The organism is Flintibacter porci (assembly GCF_041925195.1).
GTDB classification, from domain to species: Bacteria; Bacillota; Clostridia; order Oscillospirales; family Oscillospiraceae; genus Lawsonibacter; species Lawsonibacter porci.
In genome coordinates this window covers 53,135-68,273 of record NZ_JBHEVB010000015.1, presented here as the reverse complement: position 1 = coordinate 68,273, position 15,139 = coordinate 53,135, and the positions used below count along the sequence as shown (strand labels likewise).

14 protein-coding genes, 1 tRNA gene and 1 riboswitch are annotated in these 15,139 nt (G+C 57.0%); of the genes, 6 read left to right on the top strand and 9 right to left on the bottom strand.

Translation table 11 applies throughout. From position 1 onward, the window contains the following. Nucleotides 1-53: 53 nt before the first annotated feature. From ACEVJL_RS13920 to ACEVJL_RS13900, 5 genes are all read right to left on the bottom strand, one after another. Entirely contained in the window at nucleotides 54-845 is a 792-nt protein-coding gene (locus tag ACEVJL_RS13920; RefSeq protein ID WP_374738185.1) for a type IV secretory system conjugative DNA transfer family protein, read from the bottom strand. Beyond that, complete coding sequence (locus ACEVJL_RS13915; protein WP_110440548.1) at nucleotides 832-1,269, bottom strand: PcfB family protein; 438 nt, start codon at nucleotides 1,267-1,269, stop codon at nucleotides 832-834. The genes ACEVJL_RS13920 and ACEVJL_RS13915 overlap by 14 nt, the downstream gene beginning before the upstream one ends. Nucleotides 1,270-1,354: 85 nt before the next feature. Continuing rightward, a complete protein-coding gene (locus ACEVJL_RS13910) occupies nucleotides 1,355-2,068 on the bottom strand; it encodes an antirestriction protein ArdA (RefSeq protein ID WP_278905063.1) in 714 nt (237 codons plus the stop codon). Nucleotide 2,069: 1 nt separating this feature from the next. After that, the gene (locus tag ACEVJL_RS13905) at nucleotides 2,070-2,411 is read right to left on the bottom strand and encodes a DUF7768 domain-containing protein (RefSeq protein ID WP_278905062.1); all 342 of its coding nucleotides are present in this window, start codon (nucleotides 2,409-2,411) and stop codon (nucleotides 2,070-2,072) included. Nucleotides 2,412-2,682: 271 nt separating this feature from the next. Beyond that, nucleotides 2,683-4,194, bottom strand: a complete 1,512-nt coding sequence (locus tag ACEVJL_RS13900) for a ParB/RepB/Spo0J family partition protein (protein WP_278905061.1) — start codon at nucleotides 4,192-4,194, stop codon at nucleotides 2,683-2,685. A 242-nt stretch (nucleotides 4,195-4,436) separates the two neighbouring features. On the opposite strand from ACEVJL_RS13900, the gene ACEVJL_RS13895 reads away from it, so the two are divergent. Further along, nucleotides 4,437-4,518: transfer RNA gene (locus tag ACEVJL_RS13895), tRNA-Ala, on the top strand. 108 nt (nucleotides 4,519-4,626) lie between these two features. On the opposite strand, the gene ACEVJL_RS13890 is transcribed toward ACEVJL_RS13895, so the two are convergent. Continuing rightward, nucleotides 4,627-5,439 (bottom strand): M15 family metallopeptidase, encoded by an 813-nt coding sequence (locus ACEVJL_RS13890; RefSeq protein ID WP_374738184.1) that lies wholly within the window; start codon nucleotides 5,437-5,439, stop codon nucleotides 4,627-4,629. Between the two features lie 188 nt (nucleotides 5,440-5,627). Further along, nucleotides 5,628-5,705: riboswitch (NiCo riboswitch) on the top strand. Between the two features lie 89 nt (nucleotides 5,706-5,794). Here ACEVJL_RS13890 and ACEVJL_RS13885 point away from each other — a divergent pair. The 4 genes from ACEVJL_RS13885 to ACEVJL_RS13870 all read left to right on the top strand — a co-directional run bounded on the left by ACEVJL_RS13885 (nucleotide 5,795) and on the right by ACEVJL_RS13870 (nucleotide 10,188). Next, nucleotides 5,795-6,694 carry a cation diffusion facilitator family transporter gene (locus ACEVJL_RS13885; RefSeq protein WP_110440098.1) on the top strand — a complete coding sequence of 300 codons (900 nt, stop codon included), beginning with the start codon at nucleotides 5,795-5,797 and terminating at the stop codon, nucleotides 6,692-6,694. 125 nt (nucleotides 6,695-6,819) lie between these two features. Next, nucleotides 6,820-7,491: a polyphosphate polymerase domain-containing protein gene (locus ACEVJL_RS13880; protein ID WP_374738183.1), complete on the top strand. Its 672-nt coding sequence runs from the start codon at nucleotides 6,820-6,822 to the stop codon at nucleotides 7,489-7,491. A gap of 30 nt (nucleotides 7,492-7,521) precedes the next feature. Continuing rightward, nucleotides 7,522-8,193 (top strand): DUF4956 domain-containing protein, encoded by a 672-nt coding sequence (locus tag ACEVJL_RS13875; protein ID WP_374738182.1) that lies wholly within the window; start codon nucleotides 7,522-7,524, stop codon nucleotides 8,191-8,193. Between the two features lie 15 nt (nucleotides 8,194-8,208). After that, on the top strand, nucleotides 8,209-10,188 hold the full coding sequence (locus ACEVJL_RS13870; RefSeq protein ID WP_374738181.1) for a CotH kinase family protein: 1,980 nt from the start codon (nucleotides 8,209-8,211) through the stop codon (nucleotides 10,186-10,188). A gap of 92 nt (nucleotides 10,189-10,280) precedes the next feature. Here ACEVJL_RS13870 and ACEVJL_RS13865 read toward each other — a convergent pair whose 3' ends face one another. Genes ACEVJL_RS13865 through ACEVJL_RS13855 form a run of 3 tightly spaced genes read right to left on the bottom strand, consistent with a single transcriptional unit; the run spans nucleotide 10,281 to nucleotide 13,564 of the window. Then, nucleotides 10,281-11,819 (bottom strand): glycine betaine ABC transporter substrate-binding protein, encoded by a 1,539-nt coding sequence (locus ACEVJL_RS13865; RefSeq protein ID WP_374738180.1) that lies wholly within the window; start codon nucleotides 11,817-11,819, stop codon nucleotides 10,281-10,283. Further along, nucleotides 11,816-12,445 carry an ABC transporter permease gene (locus ACEVJL_RS13860; RefSeq protein ID WP_110440101.1) on the bottom strand — a complete coding sequence of 210 codons (630 nt, stop codon included), beginning with the start codon at nucleotides 12,443-12,445 and terminating at the stop codon, nucleotides 11,816-11,818. The genes ACEVJL_RS13865 and ACEVJL_RS13860 overlap by 4 nt, the downstream gene beginning before the upstream one ends. Before the next feature lie 6 nt (nucleotides 12,446-12,451). Continuing rightward, a complete protein-coding gene (locus ACEVJL_RS13855) occupies nucleotides 12,452-13,564 on the bottom strand; it encodes a betaine/proline/choline family ABC transporter ATP-binding protein (RefSeq protein ID WP_110440102.1) in 1,113 nt (370 codons plus the stop codon). 310 nt (nucleotides 13,565-13,874) lie between these two features. Here ACEVJL_RS13855 and ACEVJL_RS13850 point away from each other — a divergent pair, with 310 nt between their 5' ends. Further along, nucleotides 13,875-15,134, top strand: a complete 1,260-nt coding sequence (locus ACEVJL_RS13850; RefSeq protein ID WP_008981831.1) for a glycosyltransferase family 2 protein — start codon at nucleotides 13,875-13,877, stop codon at nucleotides 15,132-15,134. Nucleotides 15,135-15,139: the final 5 nt, after the last annotated feature.

Sequence of the window (15,139 nt, the reverse complement as noted above, 5' to 3'; positions counted from 1 at the left end):
GAGGGCAGGCGTTTCAGGGCGTTACCCCGTCATTCCACCTGTCGAATTACCAGTTATCCAAACAACTGTATTTTGTTGTTTGTCCGCTGACTTCTTACCGCCAGCGAACGAGTCGCACTCGTCCAGAATGGATCGCCCTCTTTGCCCTCGCCCTTGGTGTTGGAAATCAAGGCGTTTACAAACTTCAAGATGTCCGCCTCATTCTTGATGTAGGCCAATGGGTTATAGTGCATGGATTTTGAAAAATCTATGCTGTTGAATACCTTGATTTTATACCCCCGCTGCTGGAGAAAGTGACCGACTTGCCCGAGGACACCTCCTTTGGGATCGACCACTACATAGGATGAATGAGCTTGGAGCAGCTGGGGGGTGAGCCAGAACCGGGTCTTGCCGGAGCCGGACGAGCCGATGACACAGGCGTTGAGGTTGCGGGCGTTGGCCGGATTTTTCGGGCGGGTGTTCATGGTGAGCAGCTCCGTCCCGGTGAGAATGACATTGTTTTCAAACTTGGGATCGACAAAGGGCTTGATGTCCTTTTCCGTGCCCCATCGAGCCGACCCGTATTCTTCATCTCGCCGGAATTTCTTTGCGTTCTTGCTCTTGAAGTAGATCAGCAGGCGAAAGGCCACCGCCCCCACAAGGCCCACCAGCCAGTCAAAGGGATCAAGCCCCGGCGCAAAGTCGGCAAAGGCCGGGCCGATGCTCCGGCCCAGCCCCAGCAGTTTTTCCCCAAACCCGGCCCCTGCTGCCAGACGGTAGGCCGTCCCCAGCTTCAGACAGGCCCAGCCGATGAACAGATAGGGAATGTTGGGGAGAATGTACTTTCGGATCTTATCTGTCGGCATGAACCACCTCCTGTACTCGCTCTTTGGCACGGGGCCGCTCTTGGGCAAGCTGCTCCGACGCCCGTTTGAGCTGATCCCGGATGGGGATGCGCCGGGACTTGGACTTGTTCAGCACCTTGCGGGAGTATTCAGAAAAACAGGCGGTCATGGCGTCGGCCTGCCCAGCCTTGAAGAACAGCAGATATTTGTCCGGCCCGGTTTTGTAAAAGGCGTAGTCCACATTCCATTTCCGGGCCACCCGGTCAAACAGCTTGGTATCGCCGGACAGCTCGATGCTGGACGCCGATGCGCCGTGAGCCATGAGCTTTTTCACGCTCTGCTTGCCGTGGGGCGTCTGCTTGGCCCGGTGGTGCTTGGCGATCTTCCGGCCCACACCTCGCACTACATAGGCAAGGCCCCGGGCGGTCAGCTTGGACGCTTTCACAGAAACGGCTATCGTGCGCCGGGAAATATCTTCATCTACCAGTCAAACCACCCCTTTCTTTGGGACAAATTGTCCCGAAGTCTTGTTATCGCTCCGGCACCTCCTTTTTGGGGGAAAGGTGATCTTTCTCCGGCGCAGCCCGATCCGCTACTTCCTTATAGGCGGCCATCTGTTCCCGGATGTTGAGCTTGGGCATGGAAAATACCCGATACTCGTCTGGAATATCATCCCGCCCGGTATAGTGTTCGATAAACTGGCTCCCGTTGTTGAACATATAACCGCCGTTGGCATAATGCCCATCATCGTTGATCCGAATATCCCGCCCGTATGCCTCGTAGTCGAAGTAGTTGAGCAGATGCTCCGGCACATCGATGGCCTCCATGTCCTCCACATAGATGCGTCCCAGCGTTTCATCGTCCTCCACACCCGCATAAAACTCGAAGCAGTCAAGGTTTTGGGTCAGGTTGATCAATTCCTTGACGCTGCCGGAGTATTCGCCGCTGTCAATGACCGCTTCAAACTTTTCACGGTCACTTTGATCCATCTCGGAGATAAGGCTGGCCAAATAATTGAGCTCGTCGATGCTCTCATATTCGCCAAGGCAGTCATAGAGCCCGGATATGTTCACCTCGTAGTCGGTGATAAAGATTTCCTCATACCGCACCCCATCAATGCCGATGCGCTTTAAGAGGGCCTGCACCTCCTCGGTGGTAGTGGGGAATTTCAGAAATTCGCCTACCAGTCTGCCCTCGTTGTATTTCCCCAAGTTGGTGACATACGCTTCAAACGGGGTATCCATATCAGCGCCGCCCCTGTCCTTTGACGGTGAGGATGCCCTCCAGCGTTGTGGCGGTGATCCCCAGCCGCTGGGCAACGGCGATGTCGTTTTTCATGGCCTCGGTGACGGTATGGCCGCACACCACCAGCACATGGGAGCGCCGCAGCAGGTCACGGCTCATGTCGATGCCGTTCTTGTGCTCCTCGGGAACGGCGTCGTTGAGGAACAAGGGCAGATACAGCGTAGGGCAGATGGGCGAAAACCCAGCCTCGTACACCGCTCGGCAGTACCGGGCCGCCTGTTCCGTGCTTTTGTAGTCCTCGCCGCACCATGCGGCGGTGATATACGCAAGGGGTCTTTTCATAGAAAACCTCCGTTTCATGGTGTTCAACCCTATCCCCCCGCCCTTTCCCATTCATGGGAAAGGGGGCGGCTCTGGAGGATATGCCCCCGTCACGCCCCCGGGAATGGCACAGCCGGGGCCGCCCGTAAAGGGCAAGCCGCCGCAGGGCGGCGGTGCGATGCACCCTTGACGGACAGCGCCCGGCCATGCCGTATAAAAGGCGGCGACGGGGGATCAAGCACCAGAGCCCCTTATAGGGGAGCGCAGCACCTCGGGACAAGCTGTCCCAAAGTTACAGGGCCTTATCAGCTTTCTTCTCCGGCTTGCCCAGCTCCGGGGGCTGCTTCTCCTTCCACTCGTCCAGCAGGGCCAGAATGGTGTCCTTCATCTCCCGGGGCGTCTTGTCCTTGCCAAAATACTTTTCCAGCTCGGCGCTGTTGATGATCACCTTGTCAACCTCCTTTTTCGGTTCGCTCAAAATGCCGTCGATCACATCGCCGTTCAGTTTGCCCTCTTTGTCCAGCTCCCGCATCTTCTGAGCTTGGGAGAGGGACGGAGAGGACACCTGCCCCTCAATGGCAACGGCGATATATTTCTGATACTTGGGGCGGATGAAAGAAATCTCCACAGCGGGAGTAAAGGCCAGTTTACTGGCATCCACCATATCCCGCAGTTCGGGGACAAGCTCGGTCAGGCGGATATACCGCTGCACCTGCTTGTAATTCATGCCGTTGCGATCCCCGACAATCTGCGTGGAGCGTTTTCCGGCGTCCTTATCAGCCTCGCCGGGCCGGGCTCCTTGATGCTTGATGGCCTCTACCTGCTGTTTCAGCGCAGCCCCTCTTTCTGTGGGCACGATCTTCTCCCGGTGCCGCAGGTTGTCATCCGTCATGGCGAGGATGGCCTCGTCATCGGTCATGTTGCGGACGATACAGGGCATATTGATAAACCCGGCCATTTCACTGGCCCGCTGGCGGCGGTGTCCGGCGATGATCTCATATCCGCCACCCTCACGGGGCCGCACCAGCGCAGGCTGATTGACCCCAGCAGCCTTGACCGACTCCACCAGCCCCTGCATTTCCGCATCGTCCCGGACGCTAAAGGGATGATTTTTGAACGGGTGCAGCTCGGAAAGATTGAGATACACGATCTCCTCTTTCACGCCACGGGTGGCATCCCGAGGAGTGGGCGGCTGCTCGGTTGCAGCCGGGGCCTTCGCCGTGGCGGGAGCGCCTTTTCCGGCAGGCGGTTTGCTTTGGGACATTTTGTCCCGAGGTTGCGGCTTGGCCTTGTCGGGGGCCGCCTTGTCAGCCTTGGCCGGGCGGCCCCTGCGGGGCTTGGCCGCATCCTTCGCTTTATCCGCCTGCTTGCCCTTATCCGTGGCCGCAGCCTTTTCCGGGGGCTTGCCCTTCGTCACCCCATCCCGGGCAGCGGTAAAATCCACCACCTTTCCGGCGGGGGCGGGATCTCCCATGCCGGGGATCGTGGTCTGCTTCTCGTCCTTGCCCGGCTGCGGTGTACCCTCCATAGACGGAACAGGAGCGTCCTTATCTTTGGGAGCCTCCTTATCCGCCGGAGCCGGCTGCTCCGCCGCAGGGTCGGGAGTTGTCTTTCCCTCAACGGGCTTTTCCGCCGCAGGGGGCGTTACCACCTTGGACGCATCCTCTGTCACGGGAGCCTCCGCCTTGGCCGGGGCGGGCTGATCCTGCACCGGGGGATCGGCTTTGACAGGCTCTACCTTTCCCGGCTTGGGGGGCTCGTCTACCTTCCCGGCGTCGGGAATAGTCTTTTTATCGTCAGCCACCTAAAAACCTCCTTCGTTGTGAAATAGAAAAAGCCAGCCCGATGGCTGGCCTGTGGGGAACACCCCTCCTTTCTCGTTGGGATATATGAAAACGCCGCCCATAGTCCCGTTGGGCGGCGTTCTTACCATAAAATTATGGGCTTGCTATGCACTTTCAAATAGCTTATAATCAGAAGCAACAAGAAACTGTGGCTTGTTTTGGTGGTATTGCGTATTGAAGCGCATCTCACAGACCCGGTTACGGGGGTATGTAACCGATGGGGTCAGGAGAGCGCTTGAATGGCATTCAAGAGGTCAGCGGTTCGATCCCGCTTATCTCCACCAAACATCCTGAAATCAAACGATTTCAGGACGTTTTCTTTTTTAAAAATTGAAAGTGATCTGAGAATAAACAGCCGCCCTTCTCCTGCATAGAGAAGGGCGGCTGAAGTTTTAAGAGAAAGAGTCAGGAACTACTTTTGCAGTGGCTCCCACATATTCCTCCAGACAAATCCCTGCCTGGGTAATCACTTTTGCGGCTTCCACACCCACATAGCGGTAGTGCCAGGGTTCGTAGATAATGCCGGTTAAATCGCTTTTCTCTTCCGGATAGCGGAGAATAAAACCATACTCCCAGCAGTGCTCCATCAGCCATCGCTGGACCGGTGTGTCCTCCTGGGAACTCTCCAGGATCTGATAGTTTTGATCCACAATGTCCACCGCCAGCCCAAGCTGGTGCTCGCTGGTGCCGGGCAGGGCCACTATGGTGGCGGCCATGGACTCGGCCTCTTCTCTGGAGTAGCCCTGGGAGAGAAAATCGTTGACCTGGGCGTCATACAGTCCCTGCTGGGTCTCCTGGGTACGGTAGGAGGAACAGATGAGAGGGGATAAATCGGCAGCCCGGCAGTCATCCATCATCGCCTGCAGGGCCTCCGCGCACCGCTGATCTACCGTCTGGCCGGATTCTACCTGCTTCAGAGAGATGGAATAATCCTCCGGAAGAGGGTTCCAGGGATTGACCAGCGTCAGATTCCAAACATGGGTATCATCGGGAGCCTTCCAGTGAGAGGTGGTTCGAGAGATGGAGACGGACAGGGAGGATTTTGGCAGCCAACCGCTCAGAGGAAGGATACGGGGATGGGCGCAGCTGCCCAGCAGAAGAGATGCCGCACAGCCAAAGCCGAGCAGCAGCACCAGCGAGCGCAGCGCCAGACTGCGGGGGTGGCGGTGCTTGGAATCGATAGAAGAGGCAAAATTGTTGTCCATAGAGTTGCCTTCCTGTTCTTTGGTAAGGAAAAATAGATGCAGAGAATCTCCTTTGGGAACGACTTTATTTTAACACAAATGGATAAGCCTGTACCATACGAAAAGTGTGAACTTTTTTTGACAAGGGATGCAGTGACCAAAGGGAAGAGAACGGCATAGACTGAGGGTGAGAACATGGTTGGGGCGGCGCGCCCCATACGGAACAGGCCGTAAAGGAGCCGGGCCGCTGCGGCGGCAGCAGATGGTGAGGCATCTGTGGGACAAAAAATATGTTCCATGGGTGTCTTTTTGTACCCCTGGAACAGGCAAAACAGATGAATGCCACAGCAATATGTTCCAAATGGGAGGTAACAGTATGGATCAAAAAAGTGGAGAAGCCAGAGCGATACGGGTTTCGGTCGTCACGATCCTGGGCAATGTGGTGCTGACAATTCTGAAATTGGCTGCGGGATTGGTGGCCCATTCCGGGGCAATGGTGTCTGACGCCGTCCATTCCGCATCCGATGTGCTGAGCACCTTTGTGGTGATTGCCGGCGTCAAGCTGGCGGGAAAGGAGGCAGACCGGGAGCACCCCTTTGGCCATGAGCGGTTTGAATGTATGGCTGCCATCCTGCTTGCCTCTATGCTGGCCGTGACAGGGCTTGGGATCGGCTGGACCGGAGTGGGAAACATCCTGGGAGGCGCGGACGCTCTGCCCATTCCCGGGCGGGTGGCGTTGGCGGCAGCGGTCCTCTCCATCGTGTCCAAAGAGGCTATGTACTGGTACACCAGAGCGGCGGCCAAGAAGCTGAACTCCCCATCTCTCATGGCGGATGCGTGGCACCACCGCTCCGACGCGCTGTCCTCTGTGGGCAGTTTTGTGGGAATCTGCGGGGCGAGGCTGGGCATCCCGGAGCTGGATCCGGCAGCCAGTGTGGTGATCTGTCTGTTTATTTTGAAGGCGGCCTGGGACATCTTTCGCGATGCCGCGGCAAAAATGCTGGATACCGCCTGTCCGGAGGAGATGGAGGAGGAGATGCGGCAGACTGCGCTGGCTCAGCCGGGGGTATTGGGGGTGGACCGGCTGCAGACCCGGCTGTTTGGAAACCGAATCTATGTGGAAGTAGAGATTGCTGCAGATGGGGAAGTTCCGCTGGCTGAGGCCCATGAGACGTCGGCGCAGGTACATCATGCCATGGAACGCCGGTTCCCTATGGTAAAGCACTGTATGGTCCATGTAAATCCACGCATCGTTGCCTCCAAGCGGCTGCCGTAGGAAAGCGTGCAAAAAAAGAGGCTGAGAGCGGAGCAGGTATATCTTGCTCCGCTGATTTTATATTCTCTAAGCTTGAACTAAGGTTGACAGAGTATACTGGCCACCTATGGAAAGGAGGCCGCGAAATGGAGTTTCGTCACGAGTGGAAGCACGAGATCAGCTATTCCGACCTGTTGGCCCTCCGTGCCCGCCTGGGAGCGGTGCTGGAACGGGACCAGCATGCGGTAAACGGGAGCTACCAGATCCGAAGCTTGTATTTTGACAATCTGGCGGACAAAGCTTTGAGGGAAAAGCTGAATGGAGTAAACAGCCGGGAAAAATTTCGGGTTCGGTACTACAACGGAGATCTGTCCCAAGTTTTTTTGGAAAAAAAGAGCAAGTACAGCGGTCTGTGCAGCAAAGAGCAGGCCAGGCTGAGCTGGGAAGAGGTCCAAGCCGTAGCTGGCGGAGACGTTACCAAGCTGGCAGACAGCAAAGAGCCCTTGGTCCGGGAATTGTGCTTCAAAATGACCACCCAGGGTCTGCGGCCCCGGACGATTGTGGACTATACCCGGGAGCCCTTTGTCTACGACCCGGGAAATGTGCGGGTGACCTTGGATTACAACATCCGTACGGCTATGGGAAACACCGATTTTTTAAATCCGGACTGTGTGACCATTCCGGCGGGGGATGCTCCCGCCATCCTGGAAGTAAAGTGGGACGGCTTTTTGCCCGCTCTGATCCGGGACCTGGTCCAGGTACCCAGAACTCACACCTCGGCCTTTTCCAAATACGCCGCCTGCCGGATTTACGGGTGAGCGCGGACAATCAAGAAGGAGCAGAACACAATGACTTTTCAAGACATCTTCAAATCCAGCTTTCTGGAGAACATGACCAGCGTTACCCTGTTGGATATGGCCCTGGCACTGGTGCTGGCCTTTGCCCTGGGTATGTTTATTTTCCTTATCTACAAAAAGACCTTTGCCGGGGTGATGTACTCCTCCAGCTTCGGCGTGACTCTGGTGGCCCTGACTATGATTACCACACTGGTCATCCTGGCGGTCACCTCCAACGTGGTGCTGTCCCTGGGCATGGTGGGCGCCCTGTCCATCGTCCGTTTCCGCACCGCCATCAAAGAGCCCCTGGACATCGCCTTCCTGTTCTGGTCCATTGCCGCAGGCATCGTGCTGGCGGCGGGACTCATCCCTCTGGCCGTGTTCGGCAGTGTATTTATTGGCGTGTTCCTGCTGATTTTTGCCAACAAAAAGTCCCATGTGAATCCCTATATTGTGGTGCTCCGCTGTGACGGCCGTGAGAGCGAAGCGGCAGCTACCGGCTTTTTGAAGGAGAAGGTCCAGCGCCTGACTGTTAAAAGCAAGACCGTACAGAAGGGTGCCGTGGAGCTGAATCTGGAGGTGCGGATGAAAGACGAGAATACTGATTTTATCAATTCCCTCTCCGAGATGCAGGGAGTCGCCAGCGCCGTGCTGGTCAGCTACAACGGAGACTATATGGGATAAAGAAAGGAGCAGACCATGTCGACCCATAAATACATGGACAAGATCTGCTGCCTGGCTCTGCTTTTAGCCTTGGTGGTGACCGGAGTCTTTCTAAACGCTCCCTCCTTGGGTATCCAGGCGGCCTCCACAGCCCAGGGATATGAGAGCCGTCTGTTTGACACGTCAAGGGTCCATACCATTGACATCGTTATGGATGATTGGGAGGGGTTCCTGGAGGGCTGTACCGACGAGGAGTACGAACTGTGCTCGGTGGTCATCGACAACGAGAGCTATAACAACGTGGCCATCCGGGCCAAGGGCAATACCTCGCTGACCCAGGTGGCCAGCTATGGAAACGACCGATACAGCTTTAAAATTGAGTTTGACCACTATGACAGTACGATCAGCTACCACGGCTTGGATAAGCTCAGCCTCAACAACATCATTCAGGACAATACCTATATGAAGGACTACCTTACCTATCAGATGATGGGCTATTTCGGCGTGGACGCCCCTTTGTGCAGCTATGTGTATATTACCGTCAACGGGGAGGACTGGGGTCTCTATCTGGCGATGGAGGGGGTGGAGGAGTCTTTCCTGGAGCGCAACTACGGCAGCGACTATGGAGAGCTCTATAAGCCTGACAGCATGAGCATGGGCGGCGGCCGGGGCAACGGCGGAGAATTTGATCTGGAGGACTGGATGGACGATCAAAGCGGCGAAGAGGGCCAGAGTACCCTTCCGGACCGACAGGCCATGAAGGGCCAGCGACCGGAGGGTATGACGCCGCCGGATATTGGGGAAGAAGTGCAGTCTGACACAGAAACTATGCCCCAAGATATGCCGGGCGCAGTCCCGTCTCAGGATGATGCCTCGGGCAGTCAGACCACAGACCCGGCTCAGACGGATAAAGAGTTCGGTGGCCGGGGAGGTGGTATGGGCGGTTCTATGGGCAGCAGCGATGTGTCCCTTATCTACACCGACGACGACTACGACAGCTATTCCAACATCTTTGACAACGCCAAAACCGACATCACCGACGCCGACGAGGACCGGATCATCGCCTCCCTCAAACAGCTGAATGAGGGTGAGAGTATTGAGAGTGTGGTAGACGTAGACGAGGTGATCCGCTACTTTGTAGTGCACAACTTTGTGTGTAACTTTGACAGCTACACCGGCTCCATGATCCACAACTACTACCTCTACGAAGAGGACGGTCAGTTGTCCATGATCCCCTGGGACTACAACCTGGCCTTTGGCGGCTTCCAGGGCAGACAGGATGCCACCTCCATGGTAAACTACCCAATTGACACCCCGGTATCCGGCGGGACCGTGGACTCTCGCCCTATGCTGGCCTGGATTTTTGAGAGCGAAGAGTACACCCAGCTGTACCACCAGTACTTTGCGGACTTTATCTCCTCCTACTTTGACAGCGGCTATTTTACCCAGATGATGGCCCAGACAAAGCAGCTCATTGCCCTCTATGTGGAAAAAGACCCCACCAAATTCTGTACCTATGAGGAATTTGAAACGGGAATCGAGACGCTGGAGCAGTTCTGCCTGCTGCGGGCTGAGAGCGTCCAGGGCCAGCTGGACGGGACCATCCCCTCCACCTCTGACGGCCAGGCGGAGGACAGCAGCGCTCTGGTGGATGCCTCGGAACTGAGTATTTCGGACATGGGTACCATGAACAATGCCATGGGCGGCGGGATGGGCGGACCTATGGAGCGGGAAGATATAAGTGCTCAGCCCCAGGGGGAGGAAGTGCCTTCCGGCGGCCAGCCATTCGATCTGCCTGCGGGAGAAGAATCAGCTTCCCTGCCGATGGACGGCAATGTTCCTGAGCGTCCCCAGGCCAACACCGCAGCAGAAAGCGGACAAGATCCTATGAAACTGGAGGTGGGAGGCGAAAATCAGAGCGCTTTAAACCGCGAATATGGAGTCCTGCTGGCAGCCAGCGCCGCAGTGCTCCTGGCAGGCCTGATTCTTGCGTGGAGATATCGAAAGCGGGCCTGATTTCCCCGGCAGCAGAATAAACGCGCCTCGTGCCAGTTTAAACACTGACACGGGGCGCGTTTTGCACATTTTGATTGCAGGGTGTGGAAGAGTTACTGCTCCAGCAGACCAGCTTCTACCAAAAAGTCCCGGGCTACCTGGTCTACCGGCTCCTGCTCCACGTCCACCCGGTAGGTGAGCTGGCTCATAAGCTGGTCGGTAAACTTACCGTTGAGCAGGGACAGGGTTTCCTCCAGATCAGGGGCCTGTTCCTCAAAGCGCTCAAATACATCGTTGCGCACCAGAATGGTGCCGTAGTAGTCGGGGAAGAAGTGCAGGTCATCCTCCAATACAGTAAGTCCCGCCCGGATGTTCAGACCGTCGGTGGCGTAGACGACCATCACGTCATAGGCACCCTGCTCGATGGCGGTGTACTTGAGCATGATGTCCACCGGGGTGGCCTTGGCAAAGTTCAGGCCATAGAACTGAACGAAGGGATCATACTTCATACTGCCCGCACTGGTGAAGAAGTCAGACTCGGCGCCGAAGCGCAGCTCGCCGGCAACAGGAACCAGATCGCTGATTTTTGTGGGATGATAGGTGTCCATCACATCCTGGGTCACGCCGATGGCGTAGGTGTTGTTCACACCGATTTTTCCTATGAGGCGGGCATCATACTCCGTATTCATCTTCTCGTTGACAAAGTCATAGAGTGTCTGCCCATCGGGGATATCGGTGGTGTCCAGACCCATGATGGTGGTCAACAGGGTGCCGTCCCAGGTGTACATCAGGTCACAGCTGTGGTCCTGGCCTGTCATAGCATTGAAGTTGTTGACAGCCGTCATCTGATCCTTGATGGTGACGGTGAGGTCGTAGCGGTCCTCCACCAGCTGCTTGATCATGCTATTGACCAGCTGGACCTCGGAGAACTGCCCCTCGTAGAGGACCAGACCGTCCTCCTGCTGGGGAAGGAAGGTCCACACGGTAAGAGCCACACAGGCCACCGCAGTCACCGCAGCCACGGCCCGGGTGAACAGCTTGCCGGCAGGGGAGGGGGCGCGGTCGGAGCGGCGGTTCATGCGATGCTCCACCAGGGCCATGACAAGATCCAGAATGAGGGCCATAGCCATGAGCACACCGGTGCCACTGAGAATGGCCTTCATATCATTTTGCCGGATGCCGGTGTTGATGATGTTGCCCAGGCCTCCGCCGCCCACCATGGCGGCAAAGACCGCCGTGCCGATGGCGTTGACAGCGGCGATGCGCACGCCGGTAAAGATGATGGGGGCGGCCAGGGGAATCTCCACCCGCCGCAGCTGGTACATGCGGGTCATGCCCATGCCGGTGGCCGCCTCTTTCAGAGCGGAGGGTACCTGGTTGAGGCCCAACACCGTGTTGCGCACGATGGGGAGCAGGGAGTAGAGGGCCAGGCCCACAATGACGGTGGGCTTTCCGGCGCCCATAAATACCATGATGATACCCAGCAGAGCCAGGGCTGGGGTAGTTTGAATGAGGTCTACCACCCGGAGAATGATCTTGCCCGCCCGGGGATAAAAGTAGGAGAGGACGCCCAGGGGGACGCCGGCGATGAGGGCAAAGAGCAGGGCCACAATGACCATGGACAGGTGCTCAAAGATCACTTGGAAGGTCACAGGTCCCCACCCCCTTTCCGCATGCCACGGGGCACGGCCCGGCGCTGAAGGGCGTCCACCAGAGAGCCCAACACAAAGGCCAGGATGGCGGCGGGAACGGCGCCCAGAAGGATGAGGCCGTTGTCATTGGCGCTGACGCCTGCGTAGATAAAGGTGCCAAGGCCTCCTTGTCCGATCATGGCGGCCAGCACCGCCCAGCTGACGGTGTAGACGGTGGACATACGCAGTCCGCCGATGATGGTGGGCAGAGCCAGAGGCAGTTCCACCCGGACGAGACACTGGATGGGGCTCATACCGCAGCCCTTGGCTGCCTCAATATACTGCCCCTCCACTGAGGAGAGACCGGCGTACGTATTTTTGAGGATGGGAAAGGTTGCGTAGATGGACAGGGCGATGAGCACGGTGATAGGCTGCATGCCCAGAACCAGAAACAGCAGGCCCACAAATACGACGCCGGGGATGGTGTTGAAGATGGAGAGGATGGGTAAAATCAGCTTGGACAGGTTTTTCGGCAGGCGGGAAAGCAGAATGCCAAGCAGCACGCCCAGCACAAAGCCTACCGCTACCGAGACAAAGGTAAAACCCAGATGTTCCAGCAGAGCCTTTGGTAAGTCGTGGAATGTCACTCTGCCTCACCCCCAAAGCTGCTCTGCCATGGCGGAGGCCATGCTGGTTTTGGTGATGATGCCGGCCACTTGTTCTCCGTCTCCCAGCACCACGAGGTAGGGGGCGCCGCTGGAGATGAGCTGGTCAAAGCAGTCCTTGGCGTTATCCTGGGCGTGGACGGTGGGAGTGTTGCAGCGGATGAGGGGCTGAATGGTCTTGACCACGTGGCCGGTGAGACGGATGTCGGCGATGGAGACTGTGCCCTGATACTTGCCCTGATCGTCTACTACCAGCAGGGTGTCTACATTGTGGCGCTGCATCTTGCTGACGCACTCGTTGATGCCGCGGTTGGCGGAGACGGCATAAACGCCGGTGCGCATAAAGTCGGCGGCAGTGAGGTCGTTGGGGGAGTTGGTCTGGATGAACTTGCCCAAAAAGTCCTGGATCTGCCCGGTAGCCGGGTGGGCCAGCATCTCCTCGGGAGGAGCCATCTGTACGATCTTGCCGTGGTCCATAAAGACGATCACGTCGGCCAGATCCAGGGCTTCCTCCATGTCGTGGGTGACAAAGACGATGGTCTTGTGCAGCTTCTGCTGAAGGTTGCGTACCTCCTGCTGCAGGGAGCGGCGGGTCATGGGATCCAGGGCGGAGAAGGGCTCATCCATCAGGACGATGGGGGGAGAGGCAGCCAGTGCCCGGAGAATGCCGATGCGCTGCTGCTGACCGCCGGACATCTCGCTGGGGTATTTATGGGCGTACTGCTCATAGGGAAGATTGACCATCTCCAGCAGCTGCCGGGCGATGCGGTCGCACTCCTCTTTACTGTATTTCAGCAGAGTGGGAACCACGCAGATGTTTTGGGCCACCGTCATATTGGGGAACAGGCCGATCTGCTGGATGACATAGCCGATATGCCGGCGCAGATCCACCTTGTCCTTGGTGGCGATGTCTTCGCCATCCAGATAGATCTTTCCGCTGGTGGGCTCGATAAGGCGGTTGATCATTTTCAGCGTGGTGGTTTTGCCGCAGCCGGACGGGCCGATGAGCACGGTCATTTGACCGTCCGGGATCTGAAAGCACAGATCGTGCAGAATCTGCTGGGAACCGTAGGCCAGGGAGACATGTTCAAACTGAAGCAAATAGGTACCTCCTTTGCGCTAGCGCGGCAGAACCGGAACACGCAAAGGTGGTCATGCAGCGCTACAATGGGTGAAAAGGAACAACAAAAAGTGGATAAAAATAAAAAGTATTATGTAAATATTATAAAGGGAGCGGGGGAAAAAGGCAAACAAACATTCTGTTAATTTTTCTCCCCTCTGGAATAGAGGGGAGAAAGTAAGGGGAAAAGGGGCTTTTAAAGAGATCTTTTAAAAATCTTAATGATTTATATGGTGTGGGCTTAACATTTCACTGTTACACTGGGACCATCAAGCAAAGGAGGATTGGACCATGGAGTTTACCGCACGATTGATGCTGGCTTTTGCCAGTGTATTGGGTCTGGCAATGACCGTTTGGGGCGGTTATTATTTTGTGACAGCTCTGATGTCCTGGCGGCGCCCCATGGATTACGGCAGGCACCCGGCCCGGACCCGGTTTGCTGTTTTGATCGCTGCCCGCAATGAGGAGCTGGTCATCGGCTCTCTGGTCAACAGCCTGCTGACCCAGAACTATCCCCCGGAACTGTATGATGTATACGTGATCCCCAATAACTGTACCGATAACACCGCTCAGGCGGCTGCCAATTTCGGCGCCAAGGTATTGGAGTGCACCGTTCCCGTCAAGAGTAAGGGCGAGGTCATGCGCTTTGCCTATCAGCAGCTGGCTGGTCGTGGCTACGACGCTTTCTGCGTGTTCGACGCGGACAACGTGGCCCATCCTGATTTCTTGAAGGAAATGAACAATGCCTACTGCGCCGGAGCCCGGGCAGCTCAGGGCTACCGGGACAGCAAGAATCCTTACGACACCGCTTTTTCCGGCTGTTACTCCATTTACTACTGGATGATGAGCCGCTTCCACAACAACGGCAAGGCTGGACTGGGACTGTCCGCCATGCTGGGCGGCACCGGCTTTATGGTGTCCGCCGCTGCGCTGGAGAAGATGGGCGGCTGGCGTACCCAGACCATCAGTGAGGATCTGGAGATGTCCGTTCAGCTGGCTATGGCCGAGGTAAAGATCTGGTGGGTCCCTCTGGCAATCACCTATGACGAGCAGCCTTTGAGCTATGAGATCTCGGTGAAGCAGCGCCGCCGCTGGACCAGCGGCACCATTCAGATCGCCCATCAGTATCTGCCTGTGATCATGGAGCGCATGATGCGCAAGCCGGACAGCGTGGTGTTTGATATGGGTGCTACCATGCTGGTGCCTGCCTACCAGGTGGCCGCTCTGGGCAGCTCGGTGCTCTCCGCTCTGGCGGTTGGCTGTTCCCGGCCCTACTTCTCTTTGTCCCTGGCTCTGGGAGCCTTCGCCCTGAATCTGGTGATCAGCGCGCTGGGCGCTACGGCGGCGGCTGTGCTGGTGGTGACGGTGGAGAATAAGTGGGACCGCCGCCTGTGGAAGGGCGTTGCCTGCTACTGGCTGTTCCTGCTGAGCTGGCTGCCTATTACCGTGGGCTGCTACTTCAAGAAGACCACAGTCTGGGAGGAGATTCGCCACACCCGCAATGTGGCTCCTCAGCCCGGTGGAAAAAGCCGACAGGCGCTGATGCCCTGATTTCA